The 19,569-nt window shown below is 39.6% G+C and carries 24 protein-coding genes; 13 read left to right on the plus strand and 11 right to left on the minus strand.

What is annotated here, in order from left to right; translation table 11 throughout:
- The first annotated feature begins 37 nt into the window (after positions 1 to 37).
- From PTRA_RS07155 to PTRA_RS07180, 6 genes are all read left to right on the plus strand, one after another.
- Positions 38 to 289, plus strand: a complete 252-nt coding sequence (locus PTRA_RS07155; RefSeq protein ID WP_058373242.1) for a DUF2999 domain-containing protein — start codon at positions 38 to 40, stop codon at positions 287 to 289.
- A 141-nt stretch (positions 290 to 430) separates the two neighbouring features.
- The gene (gene lepB / locus PTRA_RS07160) at positions 431 to 1,081 is read left to right on the plus strand and encodes a signal peptidase I (protein ID WP_083497507.1); all 651 of its coding nucleotides are present in this window, start codon (positions 431 to 433) and stop codon (positions 1,079 to 1,081) included.
- Positions 1,082 to 1,108: 27 nt separating this feature from the next.
- Positions 1,109 to 1,606 carry a nucleoside deaminase gene (locus PTRA_RS07165; protein WP_058373243.1) on the plus strand — a complete coding sequence of 166 codons (498 nt, stop codon included), beginning with the start codon at positions 1,109 to 1,111 and terminating at the stop codon, positions 1,604 to 1,606.
- A gap of 91 nt (positions 1,607 to 1,697) precedes the next feature.
- Positions 1,698 to 2,114 (plus strand): thiol-disulfide oxidoreductase DCC family protein, encoded by a 417-nt coding sequence (locus PTRA_RS07170; protein ID WP_058373244.1) that lies wholly within the window; start codon positions 1,698 to 1,700, stop codon positions 2,112 to 2,114.
- Between the two features lie 52 nt (positions 2,115 to 2,166).
- Entirely contained in the window at positions 2,167 to 2,691 is a 525-nt protein-coding gene (locus PTRA_RS07175; RefSeq protein WP_058373245.1) for a DUF2937 family protein, read from the plus strand.
- Between the two features lie 111 nt (positions 2,692 to 2,802).
- Positions 2,803 to 4,353, plus strand: coding sequence for a phospholipase D family protein (locus PTRA_RS07180; protein ID WP_058373246.1), 1,551 nt, complete (start codon positions 2,803 to 2,805; stop codon positions 4,351 to 4,353).
- Positions 4,354 to 4,442: 89 nt separating this feature from the next.
- Here the strand turns inward: PTRA_RS07180 and PTRA_RS07185 are convergent, their stop codons facing one another.
- Positions 4,443 to 4,979 (minus strand): Tll0287-like domain-containing protein, encoded by a 537-nt coding sequence (locus tag PTRA_RS07185; RefSeq protein WP_058373247.1) that lies wholly within the window; start codon positions 4,977 to 4,979, stop codon positions 4,443 to 4,445.
- A gap of 180 nt (positions 4,980 to 5,159) precedes the next feature.
- Here PTRA_RS07185 and PTRA_RS07190 point away from each other — a divergent pair, with 180 nt between their 5' ends.
- Together PTRA_RS07190 and PTRA_RS07195 are read left to right on the plus strand one after the other, a co-directional pair.
- The gene (locus PTRA_RS07190) at positions 5,160 to 5,342 is read left to right on the plus strand and encodes a hypothetical protein (protein ID WP_058373248.1); all 183 of its coding nucleotides are present in this window, start codon (positions 5,160 to 5,162) and stop codon (positions 5,340 to 5,342) included.
- Between the two features lie 28 nt (positions 5,343 to 5,370).
- Entirely contained in the window at positions 5,371 to 6,159 is a 789-nt protein-coding gene (locus tag PTRA_RS07195) for a hypothetical protein (RefSeq protein WP_069188188.1), read from the plus strand.
- 65 nt (positions 6,160 to 6,224) lie between these two features.
- On the opposite strand, the gene metG is transcribed toward PTRA_RS07195, so the two are convergent.
- Positions 6,225 to 8,246: a methionine--tRNA ligase gene (gene metG / locus PTRA_RS07200; RefSeq protein ID WP_058374551.1), complete on the minus strand. Its 2,022-nt coding sequence runs from the start codon at positions 8,244 to 8,246 to the stop codon at positions 6,225 to 6,227.
- 176 nt (positions 8,247 to 8,422) lie between these two features.
- On the opposite strand from metG, the gene apbC reads away from it, so the two are divergent.
- Both apbC and dcd read left to right on the plus strand, forming a co-directional pair.
- Positions 8,423 to 9,499 carry an iron-sulfur cluster carrier protein ApbC gene (gene apbC / locus PTRA_RS07205; RefSeq protein WP_058373249.1) on the plus strand — a complete coding sequence of 359 codons (1,077 nt, stop codon included), beginning with the start codon at positions 8,423 to 8,425 and terminating at the stop codon, positions 9,497 to 9,499.
- Between the two features lie 6 nt (positions 9,500 to 9,505).
- A complete protein-coding gene (gene dcd, locus PTRA_RS07210) occupies positions 9,506 to 10,090 on the plus strand; it encodes a dCTP deaminase (protein WP_011328000.1) in 585 nt (194 codons plus the stop codon).
- Between the two features lie 17 nt (positions 10,091 to 10,107).
- Here the strand turns inward: dcd and PTRA_RS07215 are convergent, their stop codons facing one another.
- Complete coding sequence (locus PTRA_RS07215) at positions 10,108 to 10,893, minus strand: CLCA_X family protein (RefSeq protein ID WP_058374552.1); 786 nt, start codon at positions 10,891 to 10,893, stop codon at positions 10,108 to 10,110.
- Between the two features lie 33 nt (positions 10,894 to 10,926).
- Positions 10,927 to 11,520: a tRNA-uridine aminocarboxypropyltransferase gene (locus PTRA_RS07220; RefSeq protein ID WP_058373250.1), complete on the minus strand. Its 594-nt coding sequence runs from the start codon at positions 11,518 to 11,520 to the stop codon at positions 10,927 to 10,929.
- A 137-nt stretch (positions 11,521 to 11,657) separates the two neighbouring features.
- Here PTRA_RS07220 and PTRA_RS07225 point away from each other — a divergent pair, with 137 nt between their 5' ends.
- Positions 11,658 to 12,002, plus strand: a complete 345-nt coding sequence (locus tag PTRA_RS07225) for an Hpt domain-containing protein (RefSeq protein WP_058373251.1) — start codon at positions 11,658 to 11,660, stop codon at positions 12,000 to 12,002.
- Between the two features lie 129 nt (positions 12,003 to 12,131).
- Entirely contained in the window at positions 12,132 to 13,349 is a 1,218-nt protein-coding gene (locus PTRA_RS07230) for a pyridoxal phosphate-dependent aminotransferase (protein WP_058373252.1), read from the plus strand.
- 73 nt (positions 13,350 to 13,422) lie between these two features.
- Here the strand turns inward: PTRA_RS07230 and PTRA_RS07235 are convergent, their stop codons facing one another.
- From PTRA_RS07235 to PTRA_RS07250, 4 genes are read right to left on the minus strand one after another with little or no spacing between them, the layout of a single operon-like run.
- Positions 13,423 to 13,890, minus strand: coding sequence for an outer membrane lipoprotein (locus PTRA_RS07235; protein ID WP_058373253.1), 468 nt, complete (start codon positions 13,888 to 13,890; stop codon positions 13,423 to 13,425).
- A 16-nt stretch (positions 13,891 to 13,906) separates the two neighbouring features.
- On the minus strand, positions 13,907 to 14,527 hold the full coding sequence (gene lpoB, locus PTRA_RS07240) for a penicillin-binding protein activator LpoB (protein WP_058373254.1): 621 nt from the start codon (positions 14,525 to 14,527) through the stop codon (positions 13,907 to 13,909).
- 11 nt (positions 14,528 to 14,538) lie between these two features.
- Positions 14,539 to 14,964, minus strand: a complete 426-nt coding sequence (locus PTRA_RS07245; RefSeq protein WP_058373255.1) for a YcfL family putative periplasmic lipoprotein — start codon at positions 14,962 to 14,964, stop codon at positions 14,539 to 14,541.
- An 8-nt stretch (positions 14,965 to 14,972) separates the two neighbouring features.
- On the minus strand, positions 14,973 to 16,337 hold the full coding sequence (locus PTRA_RS07250) for a COG3014 family protein (RefSeq protein ID WP_058373256.1): 1,365 nt from the start codon (positions 16,335 to 16,337) through the stop codon (positions 14,973 to 14,975).
- Positions 16,338 to 16,542: 205 nt separating this feature from the next.
- Here PTRA_RS07250 and PTRA_RS07255 point away from each other — a divergent pair, with 205 nt between their 5' ends.
- Complete coding sequence (locus PTRA_RS07255; protein WP_058373257.1) at positions 16,543 to 17,424, plus strand: DMT family transporter; 882 nt, start codon at positions 16,543 to 16,545, stop codon at positions 17,422 to 17,424.
- Here the strand turns inward: PTRA_RS07255 and PTRA_RS07260 are convergent.
- Genes PTRA_RS07260 through PTRA_RS07270 form a run of 3 tightly spaced genes read right to left on the minus strand, consistent with a single transcriptional unit; the run spans position 17,411 to position 19,568 of the window.
- Positions 17,411 to 18,094: a M15 family metallopeptidase gene (locus PTRA_RS07260; RefSeq protein WP_058373258.1), complete on the minus strand. Its 684-nt coding sequence runs from the start codon at positions 18,092 to 18,094 to the stop codon at positions 17,411 to 17,413. The genes PTRA_RS07255 and PTRA_RS07260 overlap by 14 nt on opposite strands.
- On the minus strand, positions 18,094 to 19,224 hold the full coding sequence (dapE, locus tag PTRA_RS07265; RefSeq protein WP_058373259.1) for a succinyl-diaminopimelate desuccinylase: 1,131 nt from the start codon (positions 19,222 to 19,224) through the stop codon (positions 18,094 to 18,096). Before dapE ends, PTRA_RS07260 begins: the two co-directional genes overlap by 1 nt.
- Positions 19,224 to 19,568, minus strand: a complete 345-nt coding sequence (locus PTRA_RS07270) for an ArsC family reductase (protein ID WP_058373260.1) — start codon at positions 19,566 to 19,568, stop codon at positions 19,224 to 19,226. The genes dapE and PTRA_RS07270 overlap by 1 nt, the downstream gene beginning before the upstream one ends.
- Between the last annotated feature and the right edge of the window lies 1 nt (position 19,569).

A 19,569-nucleotide genomic window follows, 5' to 3' on the forward strand; every position in this document is an offset into this window, starting at 1 on the left:
ATATAATTTAGTTATAACACACAGAATAAGGTTAATAATGAATCCAATTATCGCCACTTTAAAAGAGCATAATGTTAGCGACGAGCAAATAGCCGAGCTATTTGAAGCATTAACGCAAAACCCAATGATGGCAATGGCCATGGTGCAACAACTTGGTATACCACCTGAAAAACTACAGCAACTAATGGCAGTAGTGATGACTCAACCGCACTTAATTAAAGAAGCGACAGACGAGTTAGGTTTAGATTTTTCGAAAGTACAAGCCGCAAAAGATAAGTTAAATCAGTAATCCCTCCGCACTTTTAACCAAGGTATAACCTTATACCTTGGTACTTTAGCTCACCTTAAACATGTTTTGTTACATTAGCAATTGAACTGCTATTGATTTTTAGCGTCTTAGTTTTAGTCGATAAAATAGTGGTAATATTGTATGAAAACACTGATTAAGTTTTGGAAAAATAACCGTTCATTAATCATATTTATTGCGTTAATGAGCGTATTTAGAAGTGCAGTTGCCGATTGGTACGAAGTACCTACAGGCTCTATGCGGCCCACTATTGAAGTAGGCGACAGAGTTTTAACAAATAAAATGGCTTACGATTTACGCTTACCCTTTACGCATATACCACTAATGAAGTTAGACGACCCACAAGCAGGTGATATCATAGTATTTGATTCAAAAAAAGCTGATAACCGCTTAATAAAGCGGGTAATAGGCGTACCTGGCGATACTGTGTCGCTTGAGCATAATGAGCTTATTATTAATGGTAAAAAACTTAACTATGCTAGTTTGCACAGTAATTTGGGCTCACTTGATAAAATTGAAAATTTAAACGGTCATAAACACTCAATAAGAGTAGCCAATAGAGCGTCGCGATTAGCTGGGTTTGATAAAATCACAATCCCGAATAATTACTATTTAGCCATGGGGGATAACCGCGATAAGAGTGCCGACTCTCGTGTAATTGGCTTGATCCCGCGTAGCGAAATGCTAGGTAAAGCAGAGCGAGTAATAGTATCGCTTGATTACGATAACTACTATTTACCGCGAACAGATAGATTATTAAAAGTGCTCGAATAAGCTTGTTTAATATTTAAGGAATTATAAATGGAAGATGTATTAGTTTTGCATGAATCAGATCTGCAACACTTAAATCGCAGCGTTGAGCTGGCATTAGAAGCACTTGAAGCTGGGGATGAGCCATTTGGCTCAGTATTGGTAGATGCTGATGGAGTTGTGCGTTTTGAGGACCGTAATCGGGTTGCTGGAGGCGATCACACGCGTCACCCTGAGTTTGAAATTGCCCGTTGGGCGGCAAATAACATGAGCGTAGAGCAAAGAGCTGCTGCAACTGTTTATACCTCCGGCGAGCATTGCCCTATGTGCGCTGCCGCTCATGGTTGGGTAGGCTTAGGGCGAATTGTTTATGTGAGTTCTGCAGCGCAATTAGCCACTTGGTTAGCCGATTTAGGTGTGCCAGCTTCTCCCGTTAAAGCATTGTCTATTTTAGATGTGGTGCCTAATTTAGTAACGCAAGGACCCGTAAGTGGACTTGATGAGCAAGTACATGACCTACATCGTCGTTTTCGTACAAAAAACAGTTAAAATATAAAGTGACTCAACTAAACTAAATTAATAACAACGACGTAGACTGAACGTTCCGTTTAGTGCGTCTCTTCAAAGCGCAGGCGCAGATATGACCATAGTTGCTAAGCAACCTCCTATATTACTGTTCGATGGCGTATGCAATTTATGCACAGGGTCGGTACGCTTTGTGATTGAACATGATGCTAATAAAAAGTTTCGCTTTGCGTCATTGCAGTCAGCGGTGGCAAAAAGCTTACTCAAGCAGCGGGGAAGTGAAGTGACAAGCAAGTTGGGCTCTGTGGTGCTTATTGACGATAGTGGTATTTGGTTTAAGTCAACAGCGGCACTTCGTACTGCTGGGCAGTTATCGGGTTTGTGGCCGTTGTTGCAAGTGTTACTTATAATACCTCAGCCATTACGAGATTGGGGCTATGACTTTATTGGTGCTAGACGTTATAAATGGTTTGGGCGTACAAATGCCTGTTGGTTGCCAGCAGAGGATATAAGTGATCGCTTTTTAGATTAAATTTATAAATAGATTTTTAACTTTAATACGTAAATGCTAAGGGGAATTGCTCATGATTGTAAGAATATTTGATAAGCTAACCTTTGCCGTTGCATTAATTATAGCGTTGCAAGTACCGCAACTTACGGATCATTATCAGCAACATTTAGCAGGCTTGTACCAAGCCACAAAATGGCAAGTTGATGGCTATAAAGCCACCGCTAAAATGCACGCGTTTCCGAGTGTTAAAGCAATGATTGATAGGCACCTACGCAATAGCGAGCCAAGTGTTAAAACTGATGCACAACAAAAGCTGTTAACTCTTGATTTATTTGCAGATTTAGAAGGTGGTATGGCTATATTTAAACAGGGTAACTTTTTTGAAAAACTAATTTATATGTTTACTCCTACCCGTTTTGATACATTAAAAAACACTATTAATAACTTTAAATTAGGCATACCGCTTACTTTTACCGGCATTGCGTTTGGCCTAGTATTTGGTTTTTTATTAAATCAATTAATTATGCTACCTTTTACAATTTACTCGGTTAAAAAAAGGGCAACTAAAGTTAGCACTATCGAGAAACCAGCCCAATAATAGTATAATCATTTAAATCACCTATATAACTAGGCTCACATATTATGAGAACTGATAGTATTTATGCGATATTTTCCGGCAATTTCCCTTTGTTTATTTATGGTTATAAGCATGCTTTTTGGCTGCGCTAGTTATCCTAAGGTTCAAGCCGAACCTAGCAATGCATTTAGCAAAACGCAAAATACTAGCTTAGCTAAAGGCATTGCATTAGAGGCAAGTAAACACCCTGAGAGTTCGGGGTTTTATCTACTTGGTGATGGCCTAGATGCATTTGCAACTAGGCTGTTATTAATAGAAAAAGCCGAAATGTCTATTGATGTGCAGTACTATCTATTTCATAACGATACTACGGCCAAAATATTCACCCATTACTTACTTCGTGCAGCCGACAGAGGCGTGCGGGTACGCATGTTACTAGATGACTTTGGCCACGAAAGCCAAGATACTTTATTTAGTGCGTTGGTGCAGCATCCTAATGTGTCAGTACGGTTATTTAATCCGTTTTCAAATCGTACTTTACCTTATGTTGATTTTTTAACTAATTTTAAACAGATCAATAGGCGCATGCACAACAAGTCTTTTATTGTTGATAATCAGGCAGCTATTATTGGTGGCCGTAATATTGGAGATACTTATTTTTCTGCTAATATTTACACAAATTTTTCTGATTTAGATGTACTTGGCGTGGGAGAATTTGCAGCACGAGTGGCCACTGCATTTGATTTATATTGGAATCATTCACTCTCGGTAGCGATTAAATATATAGCGCCTGCATCGAGTGCCGCTAAACTAGAACAAGTACGAAAACAACTCGCTAAAACATACACTAGTGAGCAAAGTATAGCTTATTTACGGCGTTTAGAGTCGCTGGATATTATTGATAATTTGCTACGCGGACAGCTAGCACTTTACTGGGCAAACTCTGAACTAGTATACGATCATCCTGATAAAATAATGAATGTGAGTGATGATAATACCGGTTATATGGCCCCAGCATTAAGTAACTTACTAAATGATGCACACAGTGAAGCATTAATTGTTTCACCTTATTTTATTCCCGGTGATGCAGGCGTTGCAAGCTTAAAGCGTTGGATTAATACCGGTGCTAATGTGACCATTTTAACTAATTCACTCTCGGCCAACGACGTACCCGTTGTGCACGCCGGCTATGCAAACTATCGTGAGCCACTTATAGAGGCGGGCGTTAAATTATGGGAATTACGCGCTACAGTAAAACCTAAGCCTAAGAGTAAATCTAAAGATAAAGCAAAACATAAAAAAATCACCGATTTAGCTGGTTCATCAAAAGCGAGCTTACACGCCAAAACAATGATTTTTGATCGTAATACACTTTTTGTTGGCTCAATGAACTTAGATCCACGTTCAATTAATTTAAATACCGAAATAGGTGTTGTAATTTATAGTGACAAAATGGCAAGCACAGCAGCAGATATATTTTTAGAAGAGTTACCTCGCCATGCATGGCGGTTAGATGTCACTAAAACTGAAAATTGGTGGGGTTTTAATCACGACTTACTGTGGTTAGATGAATCAATTACACCCACTAAAGTGGTAAGTAAAAACGCTGAGCCAGAGGCCAGCACCTGGGTACGTTTTCAGGCTTGGTTATTTGGCTATCTGCCTGTGGAACACTTACTTTAATATGTGTTAAATAAGGCAGAGTAACCCCAATATTAATACTTAACCAGCACTCAGGGTAAGAGGTTTAACAGTTTGAATAATAATGGTATTTAAGGGTGTTTTTTTACAACAAAAGCGCCTCGTATATCTCCCAAATTAAAACCAGTTGCTTTATCACTTGGATAAAGCTCAGTTAATTTATTTTTTACTTCAGGCTTTAATTCACTACCATGGCAGGCTAAGCAAGCTTGCCCAGTAGGAATTGCTTTAACTAAATACCAAGCATCGGCTTTTTGCTCTTGATGTTCAATATTTGCTACAGGTTCGCCATTTTCTTTACGCTGCTCAAAATCGAGCAGTATTGAATTTAACCAGTCGTTAGCTTGGTTATTAGGATTACGCACTTTTAATGATGTACGACTAATTTCCCACTCCTTAGCACTGTGTTGTAGTGCAATAGACGGCGCACTGATATTGCATACTTCAATTGCTGCAACAGGGCCTTTCGCTTTCATGGTACTTACTAAAACATTTTTTAAATCAGTTGAAAATGCTTTGACAGTGCTGCGAGCAAAGTATGCATCGTCGCTATTAGCTGATACGCTTGATGAAACAAACAAGCAGGTAAATAATAAAATAGAGCGCATAATAAACCTTCATATATTAGAGTGTTCTAATGTAAAGCTGTGCAATAATTTGTTCAAGCGTTTTTATCGCTAATCATCCGAAGCTCAGGTTAATTAAAGTACTGTATAAATTATAGCTGTAAAGAGCTTAACTAAATGACGGTAAACCCAAAATATAAATTACATAAAAGGTAGCTAATAATGACAATTAAAAATGATGACAGCGCTGAATATGCATTATCGCAGCAAAGTAGGGCGCTTGACGATCCGCTAGAAGCAATTAAAAACATGCGTTTAGAGCAGTTGGCCGTATGTAAGCTAAAAGCCGATAAAGAGATGCAAACTATGAAAGCAGAATCTACCCCTGACAAAAATAAACAATAACGTAAAGCAGCTTACTGGAGTTGTTTTTATGAATAAACATATTACGCTTTCGTTTTTAGCTTGGTTAGCGGCTATTTTTGTAGGGGCTGCGGGTATATATGGTTTATGGCCTTCACCACAGAGTAAATTGCTTTTAGCTATTGAAATAATAACCTTAATTATTTTGTTATTTAATAGCGCCAGTATTACCCGCTGGGTATATAAACACACGAAAAACAAACAACAACGTTATATTGCCCTATTATGCATGGCCTCCTTAGTATTATGCATTTGTGGAGACGTGGTAAACTTTAATTTAAGCAATCAATATTACCGTTATAACGAGGTAATTAAGCACGACTATTTAGCTGACTCTGTGTGGTTTTTTGTACCCGGATACAGCTTACTCTTTATTGCTGTACTACTGGCGAGCCGTAGTTTAGTTATGTATCCATTGTATTATGTGGTTGCTTATTTAGGGGGCACGCTATTAATATCGCTGCTTTGTTTTTACTTTATGTATATTCCTGAGGCTGGTTATTATGTACTGCTATTAACTGGGGTTCATAGTTTTGTTATAACCAGTGTGGGATTAATGAGTTTAGTACTGCTTAATACATATCGCAGGTTAAACGCGCCTTTGGGAGTATGGCTGGTTAGTTTAGGGTTAGTATTAGCGGCAATTGCCGATGCATTAATTGGTTTATATTGGATTTATGGTAATAGTGGTGAAGGGTACTTTCCGCAAATTAGGTATATTAATTGGGTAATTTATATTAGCTCGCAATGCTTAGTTATTCATTTAGCTAAAATAAATATAACCTATAAATTAGGTTAATAATTTACTTACAAAAAAGCCGCTAATAAATTCAGCGGCTTTTAATATATAAGAAAGCTTACATTTTACATTACACGCATGCCAGGCTCTGAGCCGTCGTCTGGGTTAAGAATGTAAATCTCTTTACCGCCAGGGCCTGCAGCTAATACCATGCCTTCTGACATGCCAAAACGCATTTTTCGTGGTTTAAGGTTAGCAACCATAACAGTAAGCTTACCTTCTATATCCTCTGGAGCGTAAGCTGATTTGATACCCGCAAACACTTGGCGCGTTTCGCCGCCTAAATCAAGCGTTAGCTTAAGTAGTTTATCGGCGCCTTCTACGTGCTCAGCTTTAGCAATTTTTGCTACGCGTAAGTCTACTTTTGCAAAGTCGTCAAATTCAATTTCATCACTAATTGGCTCTTTAGCCAGTGGGCTATTAGGGTCAATAGTCACTTTTGATTCTAAGCTTTCTTTTGACTCTTCAACCATTTTATTTACTTTGTCCATTTCTACACGTTGCATTAACGGTTTAAATTTATTGATAGGGTGGCTTACTAATGCATTTTGCACGCCGTCCCATGCAAGGTCGTCGTTTAAGAATGCTTCTACGTTATCGGCCATTTCAGGAAGTACAGGCTTTAAGTAGGTAATTAACACGCGGAATAAATTAAGCCCCAATGAGCAAACTTCGTGTGCTTCTTGTTGCTTAGTTTCGTCTTTAATGAGTACCCAAGGTGCTGCGGCATCTATAAATTGGTTTGCTTTGTCGGCAAGCGCCATTATTTCGCGAATTGCACGGCTAAACTCACGGTTTTCGTAATGGGCTGTAATGCTTGGTGCCGCTGCTTGAAATTCTTTAAGCAACTGTGGTTGCATAATGGTTGCGCTTAGCTTGCCATCAAACTTTTTAGTAATAAAGCCCGCACAACGGCTTGCTATGTTTACTACTTTACCTACTAGATCTGAGTTTACGCGTTGCGCAAAGTCCTCTAGGTTCAAATCAAGATCAACAATGCCACCGCTTAATTTTGCCGCGTAATAGTAACGTAAATATTCAGGGTTTAAATTATCTAAATAAGTACGTGCTTTAATAAACGTGCCTTTAGATTTAGACATTTTTTCGCCATTTACGGTAACAAAACCGTGGGCAAATACGTTAGTTGGCTTTCTAAAATTAGCGCCTTCTAACATTGCTGGCCAAAATAAACTATGAAAATAAATAATGTCTTTACCAATAAAGTGGTAAAGCTCAGCGTCTGAATCTGCAGCCCAAAAAGCATCAAAGTCGATACCTTTTTTATCACACAGGTTTTTAAAGCTGGCCATATAACCAATAGGCGCATCTAACCAAACGTAGAAGTATTTACCTGGTGCGTTTGGTATTTCAAAACCAAAGTAAGGCGCATCACGGCTAATATCCCACTGTTGCAGGCCATCAGTAAACCACTCATCAAGCTTGTTAGCCATTTCTTGCTGAATAGTACCCGAGTGTAACCACTCTTTTAACATGCCTTCAAATGCTGGCAGATCAAAAAAGTAATGCTCAGAATCTTTTAAAATAGGCTCAGCACCAGACATAACCGAGCGCGGGTTAATTAAATCTGTAGGGCTGTATGTTGCGCCACATGAGTCGCAGTTGTCGCCATTTTGATTTTCAGACTTACAAGTTGGGCACGTACCGGTTACAAAGCGATCGGGTAAAAATATGCCTTTTTCTGGGTCGAACAACTGCGAAATAGTGTGTCTTTTAATATGCCCTGCATCGTTTAGGCGATTATAAATAAGCTCACTCAGCTCTTTATTTTCTTGGCTGTGGGTACTGTGATAATTATCAAACTTAATATTAAAGTCGGCAAAGTCGCGTTGACGCTCAATACTTACTTTTTCTACCGCTTCTTCAGGCGTGATCCCTTGCTTTTGCGCGTTAAGCATAATAGGCGTGCCATGGGCATCGTCGGCGCAAACATAATAGGCTTCGTGGCCTTGGAGTTTTTGAAAACGTGACCAAATATCAGTTTGAATATATTCCAATAAATGACCTAAGTGAGTAGGGCCATTTGCATAAGGTAATGCGCTGGTAATCAGGATCTTTCGCTGTGCCATAATCATTCCGAATTGACGGTTCCTATTAAGGAACGGATGAAAATCATTAATTTATTTACAAGCTAAGCGCTAACAACGCAACAGCTTGTGGATTTGTATTAATTGACTGGTGTTAATGCCCTGAATGTTACATAATTCCGAGGCACTTTTCATCAAAGAAACGTTATTTAATTACTATGTTTGGACTGTCGAAACTATTCTCTTCTAAATCGGTGCAAAAACAACCGATCTTTGCTGCTTTAGCCGCGTATCGTAGTGCCGCTTTTGCTGTGGGTATTGATGAAAGCTTCATTAAGAATATCACCCAAAACGACGACAAATCGCTCGCTATTACTTTAATTTTGCCATTTGCGGCACAATCAGAAATGCCAATGGTGGCAGAGCATGTCACTAACGCTCTCAAGGTGGCAGTAACCGTGTCGGCCACGGTAGAGCTTAAAGAGCCTGCAAAATTTAAAACAATTAAACATATTGTGCTTATTGCCTCAGGTAAAGGCGGTGTGGGTAAATCGACTACGGCCGTTAATTTAGCAGGCGCGCTGCACAGCGAAGGCGCAAAAGTTGGCATTTTAGATGCCGACATTTATGGCCCGTCAATCCCTATGCTTTTAGGCTTGGTAGGCGCAGAGCCCATCACTAAAGATAACAAACAGTTACAGCCTTTTGATGCAAACGGCATTAAAGCACAATCAATCGGCTTTTTAGTACCCAGCGATGACGCCACTGTATGGCGTGGGCCAATGGCATCGGGAGCGCTTAGCCAGCTGCTTAATGAAACCGATTGGGGCGAGCTTGACTACCTTATTGTTGATATGCCACCAGGTACGGGTGATATTCAACTTACCATGAGCCAAAAAGTACCGGCAAGTGGCACAGTAATTGTTACCACACCCCAAGATTTAGCCTTAGCCGATGCGCAAAAAGGCATAGCCATGTTTAATAAAGTAAACGTGCCAGTGCTGGGCTTAATTGAAAATATGAGCCATTACATTTGCAGCCACTGCGGCGAGGCAAACCACGTATTTGGTAAAGATGGCGCACAAAAACTAGCACACAAACACGGTGTGCCTGTGCTATCACACATTCCGCTTGCAATAGATATTCGAGAATACTCTGAGCAGGGCAAACTTATTGCTTGCGATAACACGGCAGCAATAAGCAAAACTTACAGCGCAGCAGCGCGGCTAATAGCCAGCACGCTTTACTATCAACAGCATCACAACTCGGTAGAGATTGTGATTACGGATGATTAATACACCATGAGACTTTCAGATACACATATTAAAGAATACTTAAACGATGGCCGTATTGTTATTGAGCCTGCACCCACAGATGAGATGATTTCGGGTGTAACTGCCGACTTACGCTTAGGTAATAAATTTAGAACTTTTCATGCACATACAGCAGCATATGTAGATTTAAGTGGCCCTAAAGATCAGCTCAATAAAGCCATGGAGTCAATCATGAGCGACGAAATTGTGCTTGATGAAGGCGAAGCATTTTTTTTACACCCAGGCGAGCTTGCACTGGCTATTACCTATGAAAAAGTAACACTGCCAGCAGATATTGTAGGCTGGCTAGATGGACGTTCATCGCTGGCACGATTAGGTTTAATGGTGCATGTAACCGCGCATCGTATTGATCCCGGTTGGAGTGGTAATATTGTTTTAGAGTTTTATAACTCAGGTAAACTCCCTCTAGCACTAAGACCTATGATGAAAATTGGTGCTATGAGTTTTGAAACACTTACAGGCCCTTGTGCTAATCCTTACAATACGCGTAAAGATGCTAAGTACAAAGATCAAAATAGTGCCGTAGCAAGTCGTATTAGCGACGATAGGTAATGATTAAATAAAGCACTTTACTCATCTAACTTATGAAGCGCATAACCTAGTAGTTCAAAATACTGGTTAAGCGCTTTATTTGCAGTGTTAATGTGCTCATCATCTGGGTATATTAAATCACTACTTTTTAGCCCACTGACTAAAAAGCTGTTTTTTATATGCGGGTGGCAGGCTATACAGGCTTCAAAGCAACGCGCTGCAAGCTCTTCGGGCATACTCATGTAATTCATATTGTTTGCTTTATCGTATTCAATGCACGTTTGTACAAAGCGGTTTGCAGCAAGGCCCTGTGCATCTAAAAATACGTTTTTATAAAAATTATTAAGTGTATTATTGAGCGGGTGCGATAAATTAGGCGTGTTTGATAACCACAGTTTAGATGCAAAACCAAAGCGTGGTTTAGCTGCAAATAAATGCTCACTTATATGATGGTCAAAAGCATGAAACCATTCATGGGCGAGCGCCCCCCCGCCGGCATTTTTTGCAAGGGCAAGTGTTTGGCTTGCTGCATTATAATGCGCTTGTACATGTTTTTGCCCGCCAGCACCAAAAGCAAAATTGAGTTTACCGCGCAGGCCAATTGCTTTAGGTGGTAAGTGCAGTATTTGTGCTAAGTCGGCAAGCGCATCATAAATTAAATTTGCACTAATATAGCGCTCTTCTTTGTTTACCCATTTACCTACCACCATAGATCTAAAACCAAAAGTGTCTCTTATATCGCTAAAATCAACTTGATCGTCAAAACGATAATCGGGACCTTGACGGCTAAAACCGCGTTTTAATCTATTTTGATAATTACGCATTGCTAATATCATTTATAAAAAACTAATCATACATTATAAGTAACGTGCTTTTACGTGAGCAGGCATGTGCTGGGTTTGTTTTTGTATTAATTCATCAAGTAAATTATAAAGTGGGACAGGGTTTAACTGTTCAATAAGCTGTAAACTATGTGCAACGGCCTCAAGCGTTGACAAACTATCTGCGCGGGGAGCTTTACGTATTGTGTAACGATTTTTAGGTAAATTAGCAAAGCTTACAGTTTTAAATCGTTGCAGTAGCGAGCTTAGCTGTAAAATTTTATAGGCTTTTTTCCACGTACCATCAATAACAATTAAGTGCGTAATAGGCTGTAGTGTGTTTAGCGCGCCGTTATTATCTAAATTTATAGCTTGCTCGTTAGGGTAAAGTAAAACGGTTGAACTGGCAGGTAGGGCGCTAAGCTGCGCAAAGTCGTTATTACTTTCGCCTTTGATTATTTGGCAATCAGTTAGGCATAAATTTAATAGTTTAGCGGTGTTTTTTGTTACCTTTTCTTCACTAGGGTGCTGTAAAATAATCACTTTTACTTTATTGTTAATAGAGGTTACAGCACTGCAAATACAAGTATTAAGTGCGAACAAACAAAAATTACACAGTGGGCGAGCCATTTAAACTACTTTTGGTAAAGGTATATTATGAGTAATTATACATTTATAAGGTAATTAAGTTGGATTTTTTTACGCTTAGCTATAGAGTGTTGTAGATTAAAGTTAATTAAGTATAGATTGTTTTTAAGGGTTAAAATATGACAGAAGTAAGTATTAACGAAGCAGCATTAGAGAGTATGGAATCGTTATTAGGTGAGCAATTTGCAGCTACTCTCGACTTTTGTTGTGTAGAATTTGAGCGTTTAGGCTCAGAAGTGTTGGCCACAATTGGGCAAGACAAAGAAGCATCGGTGCGCCACGCCCATAGTTTAAAGTCGAATGCGGCTCAGTTTGGTGCCGATAGCTTAGCCGCAGTAGCGGGTGAAATTGAACAAAGTTTAAATAACGATAACTTAGCTCAAGCCACTGCTGCATCAGCGCAGTTAATGACGCAAGTAACGCAATCTCAAACGCTATTAAATAACTGGTTGGCATCACGTTAAACAGATAAGTAAAGGCGTAGGTTTAGGCATTAAACATGAATTTATTTCAGTATTAAGTTACTAAATTGACTAGTGTTTTACGTCTTTACTAAGTTATTCTAAGGGTATTCGTGCCCTTTAGAGGTAGTAATGTCAGAAATTAAAAAGAGTCATAAATTAGACGGTGTCTGTTATGACATTCGCGGCCCTGTTTTAGTCCAAGCTAAAAAAATGGAAGACGAAGGCCAAAAAGTTTTAAAGCTAAACATTGGTAATCCGGCTGCGTTTGGCTTTGATATGCCAGAAGATATGCACCGCGATATTATTCGCAATTTATATTCAGCCCAAGGTTATTGTGATTCTAAAGGGCTTTATTCGGCGCGGGTGGCTATTTATCAGCATTATCAACAACGTGGTTTATATAATTTAGATGTAGATAATATTTATATTGGCAATGGCGTTAGCGAGCTGATTCAAATGGTTACGCAGGCATTGTTAAATAATGACGATGAAGTGCTGATCCCCGCTCCCGATTATCCTCTGTGGACCGCTGCAGTTAAGCTCTCTGGTGGTAATCCGGTGCATTATTTATGTGACGAAGAGCAAGATTGGTTTCCGGATATTGCGGATATAAAAAGTAAAATCACTTCTAAAACTAAAGCATTAGTATTGATCAACCCAAATAACCCTACAGGGGCTGTATATAGCGATGATTTACTGCAGCAGTTAATCGATATAGCGCGTGAGCATAAGTTACTACTGTTAAGTGATGAAATTTACGAAAAGATTTTATACGACGGCATTACGCATAGCTCGATTGGTGCACTGTGCGACGATGTGCCTATTATTACCTTTAACGGTTTAGCAAAAACGTACCGTGCTGCGGGCCTAAGAATGGGTTGGATGGTGTTAAGTGGGCGTACGTCGGTTATGAGTGACTTACGCAAAGGCCTAGAAATTTTATCATCTATGCGTTTGTGCGCTAATGTGCCTGCTCAATATGCCATTCAACAAGCATTGGGCGGAGTACAATCAATCGACAACCTAATTAATCCAGGCGGGCGTTTGTATGTACAGCGTGATATAGCGTGGCGCGGGCTCAATGCAATAGAGGGTATTAGCTGCGTAAAACCAAAAGGTGCCTTATATGCTTTTGCTAAAGTAGATACCGCGCGCTTTAATATTAAAAGCGATGAGCAAATGATGTTTGATTTACTCAAAGCCGAAAAAATATTACTAGTACATGGCCGTGCATTTAACTGGCCTGAGCCTGATCATTTTAGATTGGTGTTTTTACCCAACAAAGATGACCTAACGGATGCGATGAGTAAAATGCAGCGCTTTTTTAAAGATTACCGCCAAGCCTAACTTTTTGAAACACACAAAAAAACGAGCCAATTTAGGCTCGTTTTTACTTATGCTAAAGTTAATATAATTGCTACTAATAGGCTTTATCAACACGTACGTTGTTATCGTTTAAATACACCAGCCTTACACTATCGCCTTTGCTAAAGCGCATTGATTGGTCTTGATTTTGAACCACCATAAATTGGTCGCCATTTTCAACTTGTATTAATAACTCTACCAAATGAGTTTGTTGGTAATGGCTTTTTTGCTGTTGATTATGCGCTACATTGCCGCCAATCACTGAGCCCAAAATAGTAGCAACGGTACGCCCGCTACCACCGCCAAACTGATTACCAACAACACCGCCAAGCAAAGCGCCGCCAAATGTTTTCCAACCACTACTTTGATCTTGTACTAGCTCTTGCTCAGTAATATTACGTACTGATTGCACATCGCCAAATAGCACTTGTTGTACTGCTACTGCTTTATTACGCTCGTAATTAGCCAATGCAGGTGCACTAATTGTAAGTAATGCACACATTAATACAGTAATCGCTTTCATAATTAACTCCTATTGACTACCAGCCAAAGGTTGATTTTTCTTTCGTTTTACGAATTTCTGTTTCGTCAGCCCATTCAACTAAGCCACTTTCCATATCCATTAAACGCATGGTAAATTTATAGTATACGTCTGATTTGTCAGCATTGGATTTAACTATGCTTGATAAGTTGCCGTACAGCATATACTGCGCACCAATTTGTTTACCAAATGCCACAGCCGTCGTGGGGTTAACTAATGCATCTTCGTTTTGAAATTTAAGTTGCTCACGTATAGCTTCAACTCGGGTCATATCAACAAATCTAAATTTTCCGCTACGCAGTAACTGAGTTGAAATAGAGTCGGTGATTGATTCGGTATCAATGTGCTCGCTGGTTTTGTTTTTAATTCTTTCAACAAATACTACAGGGCGTTTATTGGCGGTCATAGTGCCAACTACCGCAGAGCTTAATAGTGAATCGGTCATTTGGCTGGCTACTTTTTGTAAATCGGTAGAGCCAAAGTTAATGTCAGTGGTTTCTACGGCTTGTGCGTCGCCATAACTAACTACTGCTTTATTTGCACAACCACTTAATACTAATGCACTTAAACTAATAAGCGCGTAAGTTGAAGCTGTTTTGAATTTTTTACATATGATCATTGTTATTTCCTTTATTCTTTAAATTCTTGCGCATCGGTAGACACTTCTCTTACTGCTAATGAGAAGGTAACTGCATCTGGGCTGGGTGCTAAGCCTGGTAATTGTGTTTGTGCAAAGCCAAATAAGGTAATTGCTTGCCAAGGGGAGTGATTACCCTTAATAACAAAGCCGTCTTTGTCGTACCAGTTAAATTGATACTGTAAGTATTGCGACTTTTTATATTGGCTTGCTAAGGTAACTACCACGTCAGTTAATTGGTTTGTTTGACGTGTTTTTACGTCGCTAATAGCCAGTTTTTCACCAAGCTCTGGGTTATCAACACGTAGTTGCTGATTAAATGTTTTATTACCTTGCTCAATTGCTATACCCGATGTGTCTGGTTTGCCAGCACAGGCACTGAGTATTAAAACCGCAAATAATGGCATTATGTATCTCATAATCGCTCCTAGAGTTGTACTACATGATAATTAAAGTAGTTATTTATAGAGGTTAGATAAATTAAGGTTAACCTTTGCTTACTAACGGTAAAATTTATTGGCGCTTGCGTGCCTATGGTTAATGAATGCGCGCCGCTGTTTAAGCTACTTCGCGCCACACTTATTTGATTTGGTAGCGTGAGCCAACTGCGTGTATCGGCCTGCTCAGAGGCTAAGTTATAAATGTTCGCAATTATATTACCTACGTCTCCGGTGCTACGCGCCAGTTCGGCTCGTACTTTTTCTTTGGCAACTAAACGCAGTATTTGCCGCGCTATTTTGGCAGGTATTTGATCTTCTAACGTTTTAGCAGCCAGTGACTCTATGTGCACTAGCGGGCTTAATACTAAGTTTTGGGCATTAATACTGATGTTATTAATGCTGCGAACATAGGCGTTGTCTTTATAAACTGGCATGGCTAAGCTATAAAAACGTGCATTACCACCAGAGGTAAAAATAGGTAAACGTAATTTAAACTCGTGCTGCTTAGGCACTAAGCCTTGTTCAAATAATATAACGACTTCGCCTTGTTCAGACGGTATATTTGCTGCTTCACCAAAGCGCTTTTTAAAGTCGCTTAAGTCTTGATCAAAGCCTTGTTTTTTAGCAAGGCGAAGTACATCACGTTGCAAATAAATATTGTTGGGTTGTATTTCGAGTGCTTTTTTATAGTCAATGTAAGCATCATCATACTGTTTACTGCTTTGGTACAATAAAGCGGATAAATAAAAAGTATAAGCATTTTGAAAGCCATTTTTAACGTCTCGGGTAACCTTGCTCATACTAGGATAATGCTGCTGCGCTTCTTTTGTTGCGGAATCTAGCGCTGCCTGATTTTGAATAAGTGCGTCTACTTGTACTTTATTAGCCCGTCTAACTTCAACTAATGCACCTTCAACATCATTTTTATATACGTAATTAAGCGCTTTATAACTATGCAGCATGCTCATTTCATAGGGGGCAGGTATATAAGTAATGGCCGAGTCGTTGGTAAATAAAGCATTACTTTGTTCAAGCCCGCTACTGAGCTGAACTTTGGCAGCCTCGCGCTTGTTTTGTACTTGTTGATAAACGTTTTCAAATTGGCTTTGTGCATCGGCTTGCATATTAGCTAAGTCGGCTAGGCGCGCTTGCTCTAACTGATTAAGTAAGTAGCTACTGTGCATACTACTATTTTTAGCAATAAGCGACTGCGCTTGTGCTATGTTGTTACTCTCTATTGCTTGTCTTACAGGGGTTACTTGAGTCGCATAGTCATTAAATAGATCGCTAAATCCTATGGTACTACAACCACTTAAAATAAAACAAAAACTAAATATTAAGCTACGGCGCACTGAGCACTCCTTTAAATTTACTTAATAAGATTAACATACACCCATTAAAAAAATATGTGAAATATTGTAAAAAAGCGTAGCATAACTGCCGAGCAGTGAACGAAGCGTTAATCGTATTAATATTGCACTGTTATTATAATAACTAAATCTAAAAACCACTGAATTGACAGTGTTAAACTGTATTTATTTTAGCTAAGGATTGTTTTTGAAAACAACGTTGTACACTTTAAGTGCTTTAATTGCGTTTGCCGCTAACTCTTTATTATGCAGAATGGCGTTAGCACAAGGGTATATAGATGCATGGAACTTTACTATTATTCGCTTACTTAGCGGGGCTGTATGTTTAGCCATTATTATGCTGCTTTATACTAATACTACAAAACGTAACGGCACGTTTAATAGCGAAATATTAAAAGATACAGGAAGCTGGCGAAGCAGTATTAGTTTGCTGGTTTATGCATTGTGTTTTTCCATCGCGTATATAGAGCTTGATACCGGTACTGGTGCACTTATTTTATTTTCCGCGGTACAACTTACTATGATTGGCTGGGGAATTTATAATAAAGAGCAATTAAGCCTATTACAATGGTTGGCATTTATAAGCGCTTTTGCCGGCTTTGTTTATTTAATGTTGCCCTCTGCTGCAATACCTTCATTATTTGGAGCGACCCTTATGGCCATTAGTGGCATAGCGTGGGGTGTGTATAGTATACGAGGCAAAGCTTGTGTATCACCACTGAGAACCTCTGCATTTAACTTTATTCGCAGCTTAGTTGCTTTGCCTATATTGCTAATAATAGGCATGGGGTATATAAAAAGTATCCGCATAGAAGGGGTGTTACTTGCATGTGCCAGTGGCGCAATAGCTTCAGGTATTGGTTACAGTATTTGGTATACGGCAATGCCAAGATTAAAAAGCACCCAAGCAGCAGTGGTGCAGCTATGTGTACCTGTGCTTGCTGCCATTGCAGGCGTGGTGTTTTTATCTGAGCAGTTAACTGTGCAATTTATAGTTGCCAGCAGTGTTATTTTAGGGGCAGTACTGGTATTTACGCTCAATAAAAAACAGTTTGCTAAACAGGGCTAACGTTAATTATAAAGCGCTCATAAAGCATGGGTAAGTTGGCTAAAATAGCCTCTTTAGCTAATAAGTCACTATGACTTATACACTCATACAGCACTGGCAGACTAAGCATATTAACCAGTAATTGCGACTGCTTAATATGGCTAATATGCCAAAGCTCGGGGGCTACACCACCTAAGTCATGCTGATAAGGCCGATAAAATCCAAACATTGCTAAGTTAGCATCTAGCCAGTCGCTCAGTGGTGCAAATGGGCCACTTTGTTGATATTCATCGGGCGTGAGTTGCAACTGGTAATCATCACTCACTGCCGCTTTATCAAACACATCTAAATCTGTTCCTAAATGATGTCTACTTGCGCCAGGTAGTGCAGAGTAGAGCATAATGGCAATACATTTATCTATATCGCTTAAGCCATCTAACTCAACAACTTGCTGTTGTTTATTATAAACAGGGCGTGCACCTGAAAATTTAGCATTGAAAATAGCCGCTTGGCGGTTAAAGTCACGAAAGCTGGAGGCGATTGTAAGCTCAAACCCTGCTGCTTTTGCGGCACTTTGCAGTGCTAAAAAATCATTAACGATATTGCAGTGCAAACGATGATTTTGAATTTGGGTTAAATGTGTATCACTTTGTCCTGTAATACACATTGTGGTTATTTTTTTTGAGTTCATTACGTTAGTAGGTTTTCTAAAATTTGCTCGTAAATATCGCACAGTGCAATTAAGTCATCGGTACTTACACATTCATCTACTTTATGAATAGTGGCATTGCGCGGGCCAAGCTCAATTACTTTAGCGCCGGTTTGAGCAATAAAACGCCCGTCAGATGTACCGCCCGTTGTTTCTAGGTTTGTTGTTAAACCGGTTACCGATTTGATTGCCTTTACTGTGGCGTCAACCAGTGGGCCGTGCTCTGTTAAAAACGGTTGGCCGTTTACAATCCAGCTTAATTCATAATTTAAATTATGCTGTTGTAAAATAGCGTTAACGCGTTGTTGTAATTGCGCATGAGTAACTTCAGTACTAAACCTAAAATTAAACTGTACTTCTAACTCGCCGGGGATCACATTACCGGCCCCGGTGCCGGCATTTATATTTGAAATTTGAAAACTTGTGGCGGGGAAGTACTCGTTTCCGTGATCCCATACTGTTTGGCTTAGCTCAGTGAGAGCAGGCGTAGTTAAATGAATAGGGTTTTGCGCTAACTGCGGGTATGCCACATGCCCTTGTATACCTTTCACCGTTAAAAAACCAGTAAGTGAGCCTCGGCGTCCATTTTTAACTACATCGCCTAATACATCACGAGATGAAGGCTCGCCAACTAAACACATATCTATCTTTTCACCGCGCGCTTCTAAGGTGTCAATTACCCGAGTAGTGCCGTTTATAAATGGGCCTTCTTCATCTGAAGTAATTAAAAAAGAAATAGAGCCTTTATGGTCAGGGTGCTTTGTTACAAAACGCTCAGTAGCAACCAGCATAGCAGCCAATGAGCCTTTCATATCGGCTGCACCGCGCCCGTGTAATAAACCATTTTCAACTAGGCCAGAAAATGGCGGGTACTGCCAGTTTTTTTCAGGACCAGTGGGAACTACGTCGGTGTGCCCTGCAAAGCAAAAATGTGGCGATTGCGTCCCTTTGCGTGCCCAAGTATTTAAGGTATCAGTAAAAAATAACGATTCGATGTTAAAGCCAACTGCTTGCAATCTATCGTTCATCATTTTTTGGCAGCCAGCATCTTCAGGTGTTACCGACTCGCGTTGTATTAAGGCTTGCGCTAGAGCGATTACGTCATCTGTCATTATTTAAAAATCTCATCGTATTGTGCTGCTTTAAAACCTAAGTGGTACTCGTTGTTATTAACCAATACAGGGCGTTTTATCATTGCAGGTTGCTCAACTAATAACGGTATCGCTTTTTCTTTAGTTAAGCTTTGTTTTTCATCATCGCTTAAAGCGCGATAAGTGGTGCCACGCTTGTTTACAAGCTGCTCCCAATCAAGTTTATCAGCAAAGTTACTAATCATGCTCTCGTTTACGCCATCTTTGCGATAGTCATGAAAAGTAAACTCAATGTTGTTATCGGTTAAGTGTTTTTTAGCTTTTTTTATAGTGTCGCAATTGCTTATGCCGTAAAGGGTGATCATA

It is taken from the genome of Pseudoalteromonas translucida KMM 520, assembly GCF_001465295.1.
GTDB classification, from domain to species: Bacteria; Pseudomonadota; Gammaproteobacteria; order Enterobacterales; family Alteromonadaceae; genus Pseudoalteromonas; species Pseudoalteromonas translucida.